The organism is Fictibacillus phosphorivorans (assembly GCF_007673525.1).
GTDB classification, from domain to species: domain Bacteria; phylum Bacillota; class Bacilli; order Bacillales; family Fictibacillaceae; genus Fictibacillus; species Fictibacillus phosphorivorans_C.
Map to the genome: position 1 here is coordinate 114,511 of NZ_VDZU01000001.1, position 15,712 is coordinate 130,222.

General features: G+C 41.2%; 13 protein-coding genes. 8 read left to right on the forward strand and 5 right to left on the reverse strand.

From position 1 onward, the window contains the following. Both FS458_RS00555 and FS458_RS00560 read right to left on the reverse strand, forming a co-directional pair. Positions 1 to 792, reverse strand: a complete 792-nt coding sequence (locus tag FS458_RS00555) for an endonuclease/exonuclease/phosphatase family protein (RefSeq protein WP_144696710.1) — start codon at positions 790 to 792, stop codon at positions 1 to 3. Between the two features lie 3 nt (positions 793 to 795). Then, positions 796 to 2,457: a PTS transporter subunit IIBC gene (locus FS458_RS00560; RefSeq protein WP_231607317.1), complete on the reverse strand. Its 1,662-nt coding sequence runs from the start codon at positions 2,455 to 2,457 to the stop codon at positions 796 to 798. A gap of 324 nt (positions 2,458 to 2,781) precedes the next feature. Here FS458_RS00560 and FS458_RS00565 point away from each other — a divergent pair, with 324 nt between their 5' ends. Beyond that, a complete protein-coding gene (locus tag FS458_RS00565) occupies positions 2,782 to 3,153 on the forward strand; it encodes a VOC family protein (RefSeq protein WP_144696714.1) in 372 nt (123 codons plus the stop codon). 93 nt (positions 3,154 to 3,246) lie between these two features. On the opposite strand, the gene FS458_RS00570 is transcribed toward FS458_RS00565, so the two are convergent. Next, on the reverse strand, positions 3,247 to 4,212 hold the full coding sequence (locus FS458_RS00570) for an aldo/keto reductase (protein ID WP_144696716.1): 966 nt from the start codon (positions 4,210 to 4,212) through the stop codon (positions 3,247 to 3,249). A 250-nt stretch (positions 4,213 to 4,462) separates the two neighbouring features. On the opposite strand from FS458_RS00570, the gene FS458_RS00575 reads away from it, so the two are divergent. The 5 genes from FS458_RS00575 (at position 4,463) to FS458_RS00595 (ending at position 11,899) form a co-directional block, all read left to right on the forward strand. Next, on the forward strand, positions 4,463 to 6,835 hold the full coding sequence (locus FS458_RS00575) for a M14 family zinc carboxypeptidase (protein WP_144696718.1): 2,373 nt from the start codon (positions 4,463 to 4,465) through the stop codon (positions 6,833 to 6,835). A gap of 417 nt (positions 6,836 to 7,252) precedes the next feature. Then, complete coding sequence (locus FS458_RS00580) at positions 7,253 to 7,750, forward strand: PTS sugar transporter subunit IIA (RefSeq protein WP_066399283.1); 498 nt, start codon at positions 7,253 to 7,255, stop codon at positions 7,748 to 7,750. 55 nt (positions 7,751 to 7,805) lie between these two features. Further along, positions 7,806 to 8,762 (forward strand): aminoimidazole riboside kinase, encoded by a 957-nt coding sequence (locus FS458_RS00585; protein WP_144696720.1) that lies wholly within the window; start codon positions 7,806 to 7,808, stop codon positions 8,760 to 8,762. A 339-nt stretch (positions 8,763 to 9,101) separates the two neighbouring features. Next, the gene (locus FS458_RS00590) at positions 9,102 to 10,484 is read left to right on the forward strand and encodes a glycine--tRNA ligase (RefSeq protein ID WP_144696722.1); all 1,383 of its coding nucleotides are present in this window, start codon (positions 9,102 to 9,104) and stop codon (positions 10,482 to 10,484) included. 305 nt (positions 10,485 to 10,789) lie between these two features. Next, entirely contained in the window at positions 10,790 to 11,899 is a 1,110-nt protein-coding gene (locus tag FS458_RS00595; protein WP_144696724.1) for a M24 family metallopeptidase, read from the forward strand. A gap of 238 nt (positions 11,900 to 12,137) precedes the next feature. On the opposite strand, the gene FS458_RS00600 is transcribed toward FS458_RS00595, so the two are convergent. Continuing rightward, entirely contained in the window at positions 12,138 to 12,581 is a 444-nt protein-coding gene (locus FS458_RS00600) for an 8-oxo-dGTP diphosphatase (RefSeq protein WP_144703155.1), read from the reverse strand. A gap of 127 nt (positions 12,582 to 12,708) precedes the next feature. On the opposite strand from FS458_RS00600, the gene FS458_RS00605 reads away from it, so the two are divergent. Next, complete coding sequence (locus FS458_RS00605) at positions 12,709 to 13,311, forward strand: TetR/AcrR family transcriptional regulator (protein ID WP_144696726.1); 603 nt, start codon at positions 12,709 to 12,711, stop codon at positions 13,309 to 13,311. A gap of 66 nt (positions 13,312 to 13,377) precedes the next feature. Next, complete coding sequence (locus tag FS458_RS00610) at positions 13,378 to 14,640, forward strand: MFS transporter (protein ID WP_144696728.1); 1,263 nt, start codon at positions 13,378 to 13,380, stop codon at positions 14,638 to 14,640. 41 nt (positions 14,641 to 14,681) lie between these two features. On the opposite strand, the gene trhA is transcribed toward FS458_RS00610, so the two are convergent. Next, a complete protein-coding gene (trhA, locus tag FS458_RS00615; protein ID WP_066399265.1) occupies positions 14,682 to 15,320 on the reverse strand; it encodes a PAQR family membrane homeostasis protein TrhA in 639 nt (212 codons plus the stop codon). Positions 15,321 to 15,712: the final 392 nt, after the last annotated feature.

A 15,712-nucleotide genomic window follows, 5' to 3' on the forward strand; every position in this document is an offset into this window, starting at 1 on the left:
TTAAATCTTTATCGTAACAGCAACACCTGCATGATCGGAGACCACCGGTGTTTCTTTTCCGTTAAAACGCACATATGACTGAAGGACATCAACAGGCTTGCTGCTTAAAATATAATCGATCCTGCGGCCAGCTTCGTTATCATCCCAGCCTGCAATTGATCCGATGATCGTGAGGCCGTCATCTTTTTCTGAAGCAAGTTCGTACGTGTCGTAAAGACCTTTTTCTTTTACATAATCATAGCCTTCACCACAAACGTTCGCATCGTTGTTTAAGTCACCCATGATAAAAGAAAGACCTTCTTCAGGAATGTACTGCATCAAACGATCGAACTGTCCTTTAAACGGTTCGATGTCATCTTCCCACCAGCCAAAGTGACCGGAGAAAAATTGAATGTCTTGTCCTTCATAAGATATCGATGCTTTTACGATTTTGCGTGTTTTCCAGTTGTGCATATCTTGTAGATCAGAAACAAAAAAGCTTTCATGAGACGTAATCGGATGGCGGCTGATGATCGCCAATCCTTCTTCGTACGTCACATAGCCATAGTGGGCCATGTCCCATACAAAGTCGTAATCTTCAACGCCAAGTTTCTTCAATAGCTCTAAAAGAACAAGGGCATAATTATCTTTTTTGATATTGTCTTTTACGAGAGGAGAGTCGATCGACTGCATGACCTCTTGAAGTGCGATAACATCATAACGCTCGCCCGCGATATCGCGAGCAAGCATCTCTAATTTTTCCATCTGGTTCTCTTCTTGCCAAGCATGAACGTTTAACGTTAATAGCTTCATGAATTACATCCCCAAACGATCTTGAATATCAGATTTTAATACGTCTGCTTTTGGTCCGTAAATCGCTTGAACACCTTTATCCTTGATGATCAGACCAAGTGCACCGTTCTCTTTCCATTCTTTTTCCGTACCAACACCTGTAGTGTCTTTAACGGTTACACGAAGGCGAGTCATACAAGCGTCAACATCCTCGATGTTGTCAGCTCCACCTAAAAGGTTAATGATTGCTGAAGCTTGAGAGTTGTCTGATCCTGTTGCTGCTTCGTTTTTAGCAGGTGCAGCATCATTTTCTGTTGTTTCGATATAGTTACCTGCACGACCTGGAGTAGGCAGGTTGAACTTTTTGATCAATACATAGAAGATCGAGAAGTTTAATCCAAAGAATACGATACAAGTTAGAGCAAAGTTAATTAAATCACGCGTTAATCCTGCTTTTACAAGCAATGGTGTACGAGTTAATAATTCGATAAAACCGAATGCGTGAACACGTACGTGGATAAGGTCTGCAACCGCGAACGCAAGCCCAGTAGTAATTGCGTACACAACGTAAAGCAGTGGTGCAGCAAACATGAACATGAATTCGATCGGTTCAGTAACACCTGTTAAGAATACAGCTAGTGCTGCAGATAAGAACATAGACTTGTACTTTTTACGCTTGTCTTTATCAACGTTCATGTACATCGCAAGTGCGATCGCTACAAGAGATGCCGTTGAAAGAACAACCTGTCCCATTTTAAAACGAGCTGGTACTACATCATTTAAAAGTGCTTGATACGCTTTTGTATCTCCAGCAGCTAAGAAGTTGTTAAGATCGTTGATCCAAGCCAACCATAGTGGATCTTGTCCAGCTACAGAAGAACCTGCTCCTGAACCAGTCATGATTTGATACGTTCCGCCGAGCTCCGTATAGTTGATCGGTACCGTTAACATGTGGTGAAGACCAAATGGTAACAATAGTCGCTCTAGTGTACCGAACACGAATGGCGCGATAACTGGAGCCGTGTTACGAGATGTTGCGATCCATTTTCCAAAGTCATTAAGTAGAGACTGGATAAACGGCCAAATTAATGCTAGTAGTAAAGCTGTAACCACTGACCATAAAATAACAGCGAATGGTACAAAACGTTTTCCGTTAAAGAAAGCTAATGCATTTGGAAGCTTGTTGTAGTTGTAGTACTTGTTAAATAGAACAGCACCTAGGAAACCGGAAATGATACCGACGAATACTCCCATGTTTAGTGCTGGAGCGCCAAGGATTGAAGTGAAATAATCACCAACAACGAGCTCGCTGCCAAAAAGTGATTTTACTTTCGCGCCTTCTTCAAGCATCATAGCGCTGTTAACGCCGAAGATTGCTCCTGTGATACGGTTGATCAAGATGAACGCGATCACGGCTGCGAATGCACCACCAGCACGTTCCTTCGCCCAAGATCCCCCGATAGCTACCGCAAATAAGATATGCAGATTTGTAATGATCGCCCATCCGATGTCTTCCATAACACGAGCAATCGTTTGCACTAATGTCATGTCACCACCGAACATAGCAATAACTTTACCTAGTGATATCATCAAACCGGCAGCCGGCATAACCGCTACTACTACAAGAAGCGCTTTACCTAGCTTTTGCCAGAAATCAAATGAAATGAGTTTTCCACGTTGTTTCAAAACGATTTCCTCCTTAAAGTATATATCTTTCGTTGTCTTTTTGAAATCGCATTCAGTAGATTGCGAAAAAAAGTTGAATCGCTTACATATTTGTATATGCATGTTGGTGCAATCGTTTGCATTAGTGATTGTAAAATAAAACGGTTTCATTTACAAGTAATATTTCTTAAAAAGTGAGGAAAAAAGTTTTTCCAGATGCTTTGTAATGTTTTTCGTAAGATAGCATGGAATAATTCGATCTTTATAAAATTTAGTTGAATAGCAGGTTAATCCGAAAATTGGAAGAAAGAGGTATATAGAAAAAACGAGCAAGGAGAGAAGGATATGAGTAAATCATTTATTGAACAAGTTCATTATATTAGAATTCCTGTAAAAGATTTAGAACCATCAGCACATTGGTATAGAGATATATTAGGGCTCCAGTTGTTAAATATTACAGAGGAGCTGGCAATTATAAAAGTAAATGAAGGACCATTCTTACTCATCTTAGTTCCTACCGAAGATGAAACTTTTGCACATTTTACAGTCAACAACGAACAAGAATTCAGCATTGGTTTTACGAGTCCTGAATTAGCTGAATTTCATGAACACTTGATTGATAATCAGGTTAAGGTGGACGATATCAAAGAAGATAATGGTCATGCATTCTTTCACTTTTATGATCCGAGTGGTAATAAGTTGCAAGCGCACTGGTAAAATTTCAATAGAATGACCGTATTGCAATTTGTTTAAGGCGCTTAGTCAGAATAAACACTACTGTTGTTCCATATAAACAAAGTTGACTCGTTATTACGAGCCAACTTTGTTTAAGCATCTCAAATTCTTTTTTACCGTGTCTACCTTTCGCATACCGATCATCGTGGACAAGATACCCGGTGTATTTAAAACCATAGACATCAACTCATCTACATTCTTGTGTTGATGATTAGTAAGTCTTCCACAATCTAAAGGGGCACTTGTTGTGACGTGAACGCCTAACTCTTCTGCAGCTTGAAGTAGTGTTCTCCATTTATCACCAACTTGCTGGTTCAGATCTGTTGCCGCTAAATGATTAGATTGGTTGAACGGGGTTTGAATAAAACGAAAATGATGAGAGTGACCTGCAACAGAGTGGGCAACATCCATCATCTTCTCTAAAGATATGTAACCAAGTGTCTCTGGAGACTCTGTAAAAGCGGACCAGACAGCTAGACCGTAATATCGGACCAAGCCCTGTTCGACCTGCTGTTCATAAAGGAAAAAAAGGTTCTTTAGCTTATGGTAAAAGGCCTCTTCACCTAAAACTTTTAAAGAAATTTCTGGGTTATGAATGTAATGGACGTCTATGTAATCGACTTGCATGTGTTTTAAACTTTGCTGGATAGCGAACTCATAAAAAGAAGGTTCTAAAACGTGTTTGTGATGGTCGATGATCTGTAAATCTGAACGCTGAATGACTCCTTTATCCACTAATATCTCTTGCAGGTAATTTTCAGGACGAAGTTGAGCGTCAATATCACCTGGTATGATGCCGGCTTTCGTAGACAAAAATAGGTCTTCTCTTTCGATTTGCTTTTCCATTTGCACAAGTTTCGATAAAACACTTCCAACATCTCGCTCAGAGCGCATACCTCGATAATTGAGTGCTGTATCAATAAAGTTGATGCCGTTTAACAGCGCATATTCTATAGATTTTTGATAGAGAAGTGAATCTTCATCATTCATTTCCCCTAGATGTGTGCCGATGGCTATTCTTGAAACCTCACTAATTTCCATACGTTACAACCCCCTCACTAATATCCAAATTATAACATTATCTCTCGTTAATTTTTATTGAATCCTTCTTTATAAGAATAAAGAACCATGAATATTTACTCATTTCTATTTCTTTGTATTTTTTGTAGAGGTATCAACTATCATCTATTGAATATTAATTCTGGTGAAATTATCTTGAAAAAAATATTGAATAAATATTCATATGTTAGTATAATTATTTTGTTTTTGATAGAGGAAGGGGAGAAATAACATGTTAAAAAAACATTGGGTAGCAGGTGTTATGAGTTTAAGTTTGCTGACATCGATGCCTTTTGCTGTAACAGCAGAGACGCCTCAAAAAAAGTGGACAAATGTTAATAGTTTTGAAGAGGCTGATGGAAGTCCGTTTAACTCTGAGCATTATAACTTTGTTAAGTATTCAAAGATTGGTTCGGTCTTAAAGAAGATTGATAGAGAAAGTAAACGAGTGACCCTCGAACAAACAGGCGTATCATCTAAAGGGTATCCGATGTATGTAGTCACAATTTCTAATAACGGCGATAAAGGTAAGTATGGACATTATAAGAAACTACGAAAGGAAATGTTCAGAAATCCTCAAAAAGCACAAGACTGGATCGCTGACAATCCTGATTTTAAAGTACCCGTGATGATCAATGGATCCATTCACGGAACAGAATACATAGGTTCTGATGCTGTTCTTCAGCTGATCGATCGTTTTGCTAATGATAATGACGCAGAAACAAAAGAGATTCTAGACAGCAATATACTTATCTTTAATGTGGTGGCGAATCCTGATGGTCGTGTTGACGGCACTCGTTTTAACGGAAACGGTATCGATCTAAACCGTGACTTCATCACTCTTTCGCAAGAGGAAACAAAACAAACCGTTAATCTTATCACAGAGTGGAACCCGATGGTCTTCTTAGATCTTCATGGCTATGTTAACAGTGATGATGGAAAGCCTGGGTTGATCGAGCCATGTACACCGCCACATAACCCGAACTATGAATATGATCTGTTCTCTAAGTGGGCGTTAGATCAAGCAAAAGCGATGGAAGCTGAAATCGTGGGTAACAAAGCAAACTATGAAACAGATCTCTATAAAAATATGACGGGTACATATATTCCGCAGCGTGATGACAGCGCAGGCTGGGACGATTATCCGCCGATCTTTACACCGATGTATGCGATGTATCATGGGGCATACGGCTATACGCTAGAAGCACCGACAAATAATTGGGATGGTGTGAGATGGGCGAACGATGCTGTGATGGGAGCTTTAAAGTTTGCTGTGCAGAACAAACAAGGAATGCTTACCGATCAAATTGAGATCTTTGAGCGTGGAATCAATTTTGATCACCCTTACCATGAAGAAGGATTTTTCCCGAATGCCTATGTTTTACCTGTAAATGAAAAAGATCCGACGGTTACAGAAAAAGCAGTGAACCATCTTATTGAAAATGATATTTCTGTAGAAAAAGCCGTTAAACCTTTTTCAGTAAAAGGACAAACCTACCCTGCTGGCACATACATCGTTTCTATGAGCCAAGCAAAGGCCGGCCTCGCAAACACGATGTTATGGGATGGCGAGGATATCACGAACGATACGCCCGCTATGTATGATATTTCAGCCTGGAGTCTACCAGAATTATGGGGCTTTGAAGCGATTGAAGTGGATGAAAAGGTGAATGCAAAAACAAAACCAGTGAAAGAAGCTGAATATGAAGGCTCCTTACAAGGAAAAGGGCCATACGTAATTTCCAACAGCTCTGTCCAAGCTGTAAAGCTAGTGAACGATCTTATGAAAAAAGGTGAGCGTGTATATAAAGACGATGCAGGAAATTTCTATATAGAAAACCTCTCCTCAAGAAATAAGAAGCTCGTTAAAGAGTCAGGAATTAAGCTGCAATCAGCAAAAATGCCAGCTCAAAAAGAAAAGCTTTCAACACTTAAAGTAGCTGTATTAAAAGATGGTGGCATGAATAAAGCACAAAGTCATGCAGGTACAAAACTCGCATTAGAACGACTCGGTTTCTCGGTAAAAGAAGTGACACCAAGAGAAGTTGCAGAGAAGGGTCTATCTCAATACGATGCGTTCCTATATTCAGGAACGGACGCATTGCTGCAATACGAGAATGTAAGAGAAGCGAATAAACCGTTCGTAATCGGCAGCAAGCAAGCTTATGACAATTTCAAAAACAACGTACAAACATTTATTAATAACGGTGGAAAATACATTTCAGTTGGCGCTGGTGGCGCTAAAGCCTCAAGTCAGCTCGGGTTAACAACGATAAAAGTTAATACTGGCGGCTCTAACAGCAACGGAATCGTAAAAGTAAACTATGAAAAAGATGAAGTAACAGCGGGCTATAAAAAGGATGATCTCGGATTTGTCTATCGACCAGTCTGGTTTACAGAGTTAGGAAACTCAAAATCTATCGCAACTTTAGGAGACGGTGACTTCTTTGTTGCGGGTCATTGGAAAAACAATCAACAAGCGGCTGGGCAATCAGTCATTGTGGAAGAAGCACAAAAAGATGTTACGTTGATTGGACTCGAAGCGGGATTCCGTGATCATACGGATTATCTGTTCCGTTTATTGTCCAACTCACTATATCAGTAATAGAGCCTTTCTCATTGACAACTAGATAAGCACTGCATTACTTTTATAGGGAAAGTTTACCCTGTTTAATAGGACCTGAAGAGCATTAAACTTGTTTCTTGCTCTTTGGTCTTTCTTTATATCAGTAAGTATGTATTTGAAAGATTGTTTTTGGGTTATTTTTATGCCTCATTGACAAGTTGATTGTAGTGCAAGGTGCGAGACTCCTGCGGGACAGGCTGGCAGGTGAGACACTTAAGAGTGAAACGTACGAATGTGGCTCACCGCCTGCCCCGCGGAAAGCGAGCAACCTGGAACGGAAATCAACCACCTTCAAGTACAACACGAAAAATGCCCAAATAAAGCTGAAATGTTTTAAAGCGTTCAGACAGGTGTAAATTATAAAAGTAAAGCAAACTGAAAGGTGAGTGAAAAATTATGTTCAATAAACTATTTGGAAAAAAAGAAGTTAAAAAAGAAGAAACACTAATCGCTCCATTAACAGGAAAAATTGTAAACATTGAAGAGGTGCCAGATCCGACTTTCGCTCAGAAGATGATGGGCGATGGGATTGCGATAGAACCAACAGAAGGTGTTGTTGTCTCTCCAGTTGATGGAGAAATCGTTCAGTTCTTCCACACGAAGCATGCAATCGGTATCCAATCAGAAGCTGGTGCAGAAATTCTGATCCACGTTGGTCTTGAAACGGTTAGCATGAATGGTGAAGGTTTCGAGGGACATGTGAATGTAGGAGATAAAGTAAAAGCCGGAGATAAGCTTTTAAGCTTTGACCTGGAATTGATTAAAGAAAAAGCCGCTAGCACGGTAACGCCGATCGTAATCACAAATGGTGATGCGGTAGAATCTTTAGATAAGCGCGCTGCTTCTGAAGCAACAAAAGGTGAAACTTCATTATTGCAGGTTAAAATGAAATAAATCGGGAAATCAGGCTAACCATGCCTGATTTTTTTACAAAAAGGGGGCGGATACGATGAAAAAAGGCGTAATTTCTTTAGGAGAAGCACTTGTTGATTTTATTCCAACCGATGAAACGAACACGACTTATCAGAAAAGTCCTGGTGGTGCACCAGCCAACGTAGCAGTTGGAATTGCGCGATTAGGCTCAGCATCTACTTTTTTAGGAAAAGTTGGGGACGATGTTCTAGGATCGTTCATGATCGATACATTGAAGAGCTACGGCGTGAACGCGTTTCATGTGTACAAGACGGAAGAAGTGAGAACAGGAGCTGTCTTTGTAACGCTCGATCCGAACGGTGAAAGATCGTTCGACTTTTACATTAATCCGAGTGCAGACCGCTTCTTAGAAGAAAAAGATGTACAACCGAGTCTCTTTAAAGAGCATAAGATTCTTCATTTTGGTTCGATCTCGTTAATTGGCGAGCCCTCTAAAAGTGCTACTGAAAAAGCGGTAAGACTCGCAAAAGAAAACGGCATGTGGGTTTCGTACGATCCGAACTTGCGGTTGTCGCTCTGGAAGACTCCTGCACAGGCACGTGAGACGATTCTCTCGATGTTGCAGCACGCTGACATCGTCAAGATTTCAGAAGAAGAGCTCGAATTTATCACAGGTTTGAAAAAGGTAGAAGAGGGCATTAAAGTGCTGCAAGAATATGATATTCCTTTACTCTTCATCACGCTCGGTGATGACGGAAGCTATGTGGTGACGAAAGAGGGCGGCGAGTACATACCGGCAAAACGCGTATCTTCGGTAGATACGACCGGAGCAGGAGACGCTTATGTTGCGGGAGTTCTGCATCAACTAAATGAATACGATGGCTCACTCCAAGAACTGACTCTTGATGAAGCGAGCGACATGGCGTTGTTCGGAAGTGTTTCTGGAGCACTTGCCGTTTCTGTTAAAGGAGCAATGACCGCACTGCCCACTTTAGAGCAAATTGAGAACGAACTGGCACAAAATAAACAATAACTGCATATAATAGGAAAATATTTTGACTAATGTTTTTGTTTTTTGGTAATATTATTTTATTATAAAAGATGATATGCGGCTGTGAAGGATGAATAGTAGCTAAATGTACACTCTTTTTAGCGAGCTGGGGATGGTGAGAGCCCGGTAAGAGACATTAGTGAAACGGCAATCCGGAGTTGCTTTTTCTAAAAGAGGATTCGTTTTTACATACGGATCAACTAGGGTGGAACCGCGGGAGATACAACTCTCGTCCCTGGGCATAGCGCCTTGGGACGGGAGTTTTTTATTTTTTTGAAAACGGCCAACCCATAAGGCAAAACCTAAATGGGAGGAATAAAAATGACAAAAAACATGGAAACCATCACAAATCATGCGAAACACCGCGGTTTTGTATTTCCGGGATCTGAAATTTATGGAGGTCTTGCAAACACGTGGGATTATGGTCCACTTGGTGTTGAGCTGAAGAACAACGTAAAAAAAGCATGGTGGAAAAAATTCGTTCAAGAATCACCTTATAACGTAGGTCTTGATGCAGCGATCCTCATGAACCCTCGTACGTGGGAAGCATCTGGTCACATCGGTAACTTCAACGATCCGATGATGGACTGTAAGAACTGTAAAGCGCGTCACCGTGCTGATAAATTGATTGAAGATGCTGCTGATCAAGCTGGAAAAGAAATTATCGTAGACGGCCTTCCGTTTGAAAAGATGGAAGAGTTGGTGAAAGAATACAATATCGCTTGTCCGGAGTGTGGAAGCCATGACTTCACAAGCATCCGCCAGTTCAACCTAATGTTCAAAACACACCAAGGTGTAACGGAATCAAGTTCAAACGAGATCTACATGCGTCCAGAAACAGCTCAAGGAATCTTCGTTAACTTTAAGAATGTTCAACGTACGATGCGTAAAAAATTACCGTTCGGTATCGCGCAGATCGGTAAGAGTTTCCGTAACGAGATCACACCAGGTAACTTCACGTTCCGTACACGTGAGTTCGAACAGATGGAGCTTGAGTTCTTCTGTAAGCCAGGAAGTGAGATCGAGTGGTTCAACTATTGGAAAGACACAGCTGAAAACTGGCTAAAATCATTGGGTATGACTTCAGAAAATCTTCGTCTTCGCGACCATAACGAAGATGAGCTTTCTCACTACTCAAATGCAACAACTGACTTTGAATACAAGTTCCCGTTCGGCTGGGGCGAGCTTTGGGGTGTAGCATCTCGTACAGACTTCGATTTGAAGCGTCACATGGAATTCTCAGGTGAAGACTTCAACTATATCGATCAAGAAACAAACGAGCGTTATGTTCCTTATTGCATCGAGCCTTCTCTAGGTGCTGACCGCGTAACGTTGGCGTTCTTGATTGATGCGTATGAAGATGAGCAGCTTGAAGATGGTACTTCAAGAACAGTTATGCACCTGCACCCTGCACTAGCTCCTTATAAAGCAGCGATCCTGCCACTATCTAAGAAGCTATCTAAGGAAGCAACAGAAGTGTTCAACGCACTTGCAAAAGACTTCAATGTGGACTATGACGAAACAGGATCGATCGGTAAACGTTACCGTCGTCAAGATGAAGTAGGAACACCTTTCTGTATCACGTATGACTTTGATTCCAAAGAAGACGGCATGGTAACTGTACGTGACCGTGACACGATGGAGCAAACGCGTGTGAAGATTGCAGATCTTAAGAGCTTTATTGAGGAAAAAGTTCAGTTCTAATTATTCAGAGTTGCTTTTGTGAGTAGTTGATTTCCGTTCCAGGTGCTTCGCTTTCCGTGGGGCAGACGGTGAGCCACATTCGTACGTTTCACGTATAAGTGTCTCACCTGACCGCCTGTCCCACAGGAGTCTCGCACCTTACACTCCAATCAACTATTCAATGAAGGTTCAAGATCAGCAAGCTTAATAAGAAGCACACATTTGCGTCTTGCAGTGTGTGCTTCTGTTTTTTCACGGGAGTTTATTCTACAATAGAGTATGAGAGATTAATTCATAGCCCTCGGGCTTTTATTGGAGGTATATACATGAACGAAGGACGTATTCAAAAGGTACAGAACTGGTTAAAGCAAGAAGGGCATACTTTCGCGTTCATTCACACGACAGCAAACGTGTTCTATCTATCAGGATTGTATTCGGATCCGCATGAACGTGTGTTAGGTGTGGCTGTACTTGCAGAAGGAGAGCCATTCATGATCTGTCCAGGCATGGAGCGTTCGCAAGCTAAAGACGCAGGCTGGACGTATGAGATTGTTGGTTACAGCGATTCTGAAGATCCTTGGACGAAGGTACAGGAAGCTTTGGCTAGCCGCGGGGTGACTGAAGCATCATCGATTGCCGTTGAAAAAGAAACACTTCCATACGCGCGTGGCGAAAAGCTACTTGGTATGTTTGATGGTGCGAGCTTGGTCGGCGCTGAAGAACTAATGAACGAGCTTCGTCTCATAAAAGAAGAGAGCGAGCTTAAAACGTTGCGTGAAGCGGCAAGACTAGCGGATTACGGCGTTGAAGTTGGAGTTGCGGCACTTCGTGAGGGTGTAACAGAGATGGAAGTACTCGCGAAGATCGAATACGAACTGAAGCAAAAAGGCATTAGCGCAATGTCGTTTTCTACAATGGTGTTATTCGGTGAAAAAGCTGGACAGCCTCATGGGAAGCCAGGCTTGAGAAAGCTACAGCACGGCGATTTTGTTTTATTCGACCTTGGTGTAGTCCTTGACGGTTATTGTTCTGACATCACGCGTACTGTAGCGTTTGGCGATTTGGACGAAAAGCGTCGCGAGATTTATGATACTGTGCTGCAGGCACAATTGAAGGCGTTAGAAGCTTCTAAGCCAGGAACGCGCATCGGTGACATTGACTTGATCGCACGCAATCACATTGCGGAAGCAGGATACGGAGATCACTTCCCGCACCGCATCGGACACGGCCTTGGGATCGATGTTCATGAATTCCCGTCCATGAGTGACAACAACGATGGCGTGCTTCGTGAAGGAATGACATATACGATCGAACCAGGCATCTATATTGATGATGTTGGCGGTGTACGTATTGAGGATGACGTCTATGTAACGGCAGATGGACACGAAACATTGACGAAATACCCGAAAGAGTTGCAGATTATCAAGTATAAGTAGATAAATAATGAAGGATGGCACTTGTGGGGGCCATCCTTTTCTATTTTACGGGCGAAGAGAGTAGTGAGATAGTCACTTTAGTAGATGCTTAGAGGTGCAATCCACAAGTTTTGCCTTTGAATCCACGAAAAATGACGTTCAATCCACGAGTTTTGTCCTTCAATCCACAAATTTGAGGAGAATATCCACGAGTCTACAAACCTAGACAATTATCGACAGATTGATAGCCTTATTTTCTTTAAGTTTTCAGTAGTGAAACCTCAACCTGTTTGTTTTTATGATCATCCCACACTCTTTGAATCTCAAAAGTACCTTCCTCAAAGAACAACGGAAACCTTTCTTTGAACCATTCTTGCATCGGAAGATCTAATGCTTCATTTATCGAGACCCAAACCAATTCGCCTTCAGGTGGATCTAACAAAATTTCACCTTTAAAAGTATTCGTCCAATAGTTGAACACCATGTATCTCACATTCTTATGAGGATTTACATACTCATCGATTCCTTTGAATACTAAATTCGAGACACGTAATCCTGTTTCTTCCTCAACTTCTCGACAAGCACCATCCACTAAGCTTTCAGGAAAATCAATTTTACCTCCAGGAGCTAAAAAGCCTGGGAAGCCAAGGCTGTCTGGCCGCTTAATCAACAGCACTTTATCTCCGTTTTGAACCATGCACATCGTATAAAGTCGGTGCTCAATAGAAATCGTCACAAGTCATCCTCCAAAAAAACATTTTACTTATTTTAACATACACTTTATAATAATGATTGATTAACCAATCATCCATGAAAAGGAGATTATTCAATTGCCTTTATCACATAAACAACTGAAAGCGATGGAACAGAAGCGTGAAAAGATTTTAGAGCAGGCGATCCTGTTGTTTGCAGAGCAGGGGTATGAGAGCACGACTATTGCGAAGGTAGCAAAAGCTGCAGGAGTTAGTTTTGGGAGTGTATTTACATACTTTGAAAACAAGGACCAGCTTTTTTTCCATGCTGTAACAGAGCCTTTAGAAAAACAATATAGAGAAGCGATGTTAGATTTTAATCCGGAAGCTGAAGATCTTTTGACCGAGATTAAGAGCATGATAGATAAACATATTACTATCTTCATCGAGATGCGTACATATCTGCAGCTGGTCGTGCAAGTGATCGGACAGCATACGAAGTTTCCTGAACCATTTAAAGTTCTGGACGAATTTAGTCTGGAGTTTATTTCAAAACTTCAAGAGATTATACGAAATGGTCAAAAAAGCGGAGTTCTAGAAGAATCTGATGAAGACTTAACAGCAACAGCATATCTCGGCTTTCTATTAGGAATTCGATTAACGTTTACTGACTATGCGGTATCACGGGTTAGAGAAAAGTTTAAGATTCCAGCATTTCAACTGTTATATCCGAAACGCTAAAACGTGTTTCGGTTACTTTTTATCTTAATAATGATTGATTAATCAATCATAAAAGGAGAGATAAACATGAATTTCTTTTCGTTTCATCGCAACATCCAGCTAAGGTTAGTGCTGCAATTTATTACGACTTTTGCTTCTTCAGCAGTTATCCCGTTTCTAGCTATCTTTTTTTCTGATCAGGTAGGGGCGGTTTCAACAGGTTTGATGTATATCGGTGTTATTCTATCTGGAATAACGGGAGCGTTACTTGGCGGGAGGCGTTCGGATCAATTCGGTAGAAAGAGAATTATTTTACTAAGTGAGAGCATGATCGGTCTTGGTTACTTGATTGCTGGAGCTCTCAATCTGATCTTTCCTCTTTCTCCATATATAAACTTTGTACTGTTCATCGTTATTCTCTTTTTTACAGGTATGGCTGGACCTGCTTATGGCGCGATCATTATTGATTCAAGTACGAAGGAAAACAGAAAAGCTATTTATACGATCTCCTATTGGCTTGGGAATTTGGCGGTTGCTGCAGGAGGAATAACAGGGGCTATACTTTTTAAAACCTATCCATATGAGTTGTTCTTAGGAATCGCGTTGGTTACCTTTTTCACATGGATGGTGACTTGGTTATGGCTTGAAGATGTAAGGCTGCCGAGCGCTGTGACTCAGGATATCAACGTAACAAAAAGTTTTCAGGGAAGCTATAAAGAGATTTTTTTGAACCGAAAATTTATCCTATTTACGGTAGCAGGGTTGTTTCTTATTTCACTAGAAGAAAGTCTGACTACGTATATCGGTATAAAACTTGTAAGCGATATGAAGGACCCGGTAGAGTTACTGCCTTCCACATCATTATTTGAAGTAGATGGATTTCAGTTGATCGGTTTACTGAAAGCAGAGAACACCATCTTAGTCGTCGTATTAAGTCTTGTTATAGCCACCATGTTTAAGCGTTTCAAAGATCGATCCTTAATGCTCGGAGGAGGGTTCGCCTACGCTTTAGGTTTTGTTGTAATTAGCTATAGTACGATACCTATTGTTTTAATCATAGCTATGTTTATTGCGTCTGTTGGTGAACTGATTCATATTCCAGCAAAGCAAGCTTATGTGGCATCAATCATACCTGATGATGCTAGAGGCTCGTACATGGCAATATACGGCTTGTCGTTTCACCTGTCTGGCTTGATTGCCGCACTATTCGTCATGCTGAGCGAGATCCTCTCAGCAAATATGATTACCTTGCTTTTTAGTTTGATGGGTCTTACAAGTTTGTTCATTTACCACATTTTATTTCAATCTGAAGAGTCAGCAGAAGCTATGGTCGTTAAAACCACAGCATAAAAAAGAAGCAGAACATTTTCTGCTTCTTTCAAAAAAAAATTTTAGTTAGGCAACACATAAAACATCATAAGAAAATGCATTACACTGCCGGCTAGAACAAACAAATGCCAGACGGCGTGGTGGAACGGAAAGCTGCGCCATACATAAAAGATGCTGCCGAGCGTGTAGATGATTCCGCCTGCAACTAAGAGCTGAATGCCTGCTGGTGGCATGTTTGCTGAAATATCTTGAAAGGCAAATGTGATCAGCCATCCCATCGCGACATAACCCAATGTTGATAGCACAACGAATTTTTTCGTAAAAAAGACTTTGAACACGACACCAAAGATCGCGAGTCCCCAAACGACTCCAAATAATGTCCATCCCAGTGCTCCGCCTACAACGATCAGCACGATTGGGGTGTACGTTCCTGCAATAAAGAGATAGATGGCCGCGTGGTCCATGATCTCAAATAAATCCTTAACCCGACCTTTAGGAAAAGCGTGTACGAGGGTTGAAGCTGAATAGAGCGTCAGCATCGTGCCTCCGAATACGGCGAAGCTAACAATATGAACCGCTGTTCCTTTCCATACGGCAAACACGAGCAGAATGGAAGTAACCGCTACACTTAGAAGGACACCGAGTCCGTGTGTGATGGCATTTGCTATCTCTTCGCGTTTTGAAAATACATGTGTACTCATTTCGTTCACCTTCCTTTACGTTATGGTCAGTATATCAGAAAATGGCATCCTTTAACCAATTAAAGAGCATAAAAATAGCAAATTCATTGAGGGTCTTGAGAGTAGTTGATTTCCGCTCCAGGTTGCGCGCTTTCCATGGGGCGATCGGTGAGCCCCTTGCCGCTTTGCGCCGTTAAGGGTCTCACCTGACCGCTCGTCCCATAGGAGTCGGCAACCTTCCGCTACAATCAACTTGCATAGGATGAGACAATGATAGATCACCAATGTTGTTTAGGCTGAAAGCAAGTACTTTGGAAATGGACATCAATTTCTTTTAAGAAGGCTTTTTTAAAAGATTATTGCTATTGAGTATTTCTTACTTCCTTCTTCGACTATTGATTGTAGTGAAAGAT

Coding starts and splice junctions, on each gene's coding strand:
- trhA (WP_066399265.1), bottom strand. CDS start 15,320: ATGAGTACACATGTATTTTCAAAACGCGAAGAGATAGCAAATGCCATC.
- FS458_RS00565 (WP_144696714.1), top strand. CDS start 2,782: ATGAGTAAATCATTTATTGAACAAGTTCATTATATTAGAATTCCTGTA.
- FS458_RS00610 (WP_144696728.1), top strand. CDS start 13,378: ATGAATTTCTTTTCGTTTCATCGCAACATCCAGCTAAGGTTAGTGCTG.
- FS458_RS00555 (WP_144696710.1), bottom strand. CDS start 792: ATGAAGCTATTAACGTTAAACGTTCATGCTTGGCAAGAAGAGAACCAG.
- FS458_RS00585 (WP_144696720.1), top strand. CDS start 7,806: ATGAAAAAAGGCGTAATTTCTTTAGGAGAAGCACTTGTTGATTTTATT.
- FS458_RS00570 (WP_144696716.1), bottom strand. CDS start 4,212: ATGGAAATTAGTGAGGTTTCAAGAATAGCCATCGGCACACATCTAGGG.
- FS458_RS00600 (WP_144703155.1), bottom strand. CDS start 12,581: ATGTGCATGGTTCAAAACGGAGATAAAGTGCTGTTGATTAAGCGGCCA.
- FS458_RS00580 (WP_066399283.1), top strand. CDS start 7,253: ATGTTCAATAAACTATTTGGAAAAAAAGAAGTTAAAAAAGAAGAAACA.
- FS458_RS00595 (WP_144696724.1), top strand. CDS start 10,790: ATGAACGAAGGACGTATTCAAAAGGTACAGAACTGGTTAAAGCAAGAA.
- FS458_RS00590 (WP_144696722.1), top strand. CDS start 9,102: ATGACAAAAAACATGGAAACCATCACAAATCATGCGAAACACCGCGGT.
- FS458_RS00575 (WP_144696718.1), top strand. CDS start 4,463: ATGTTAAAAAAACATTGGGTAGCAGGTGTTATGAGTTTAAGTTTGCTG.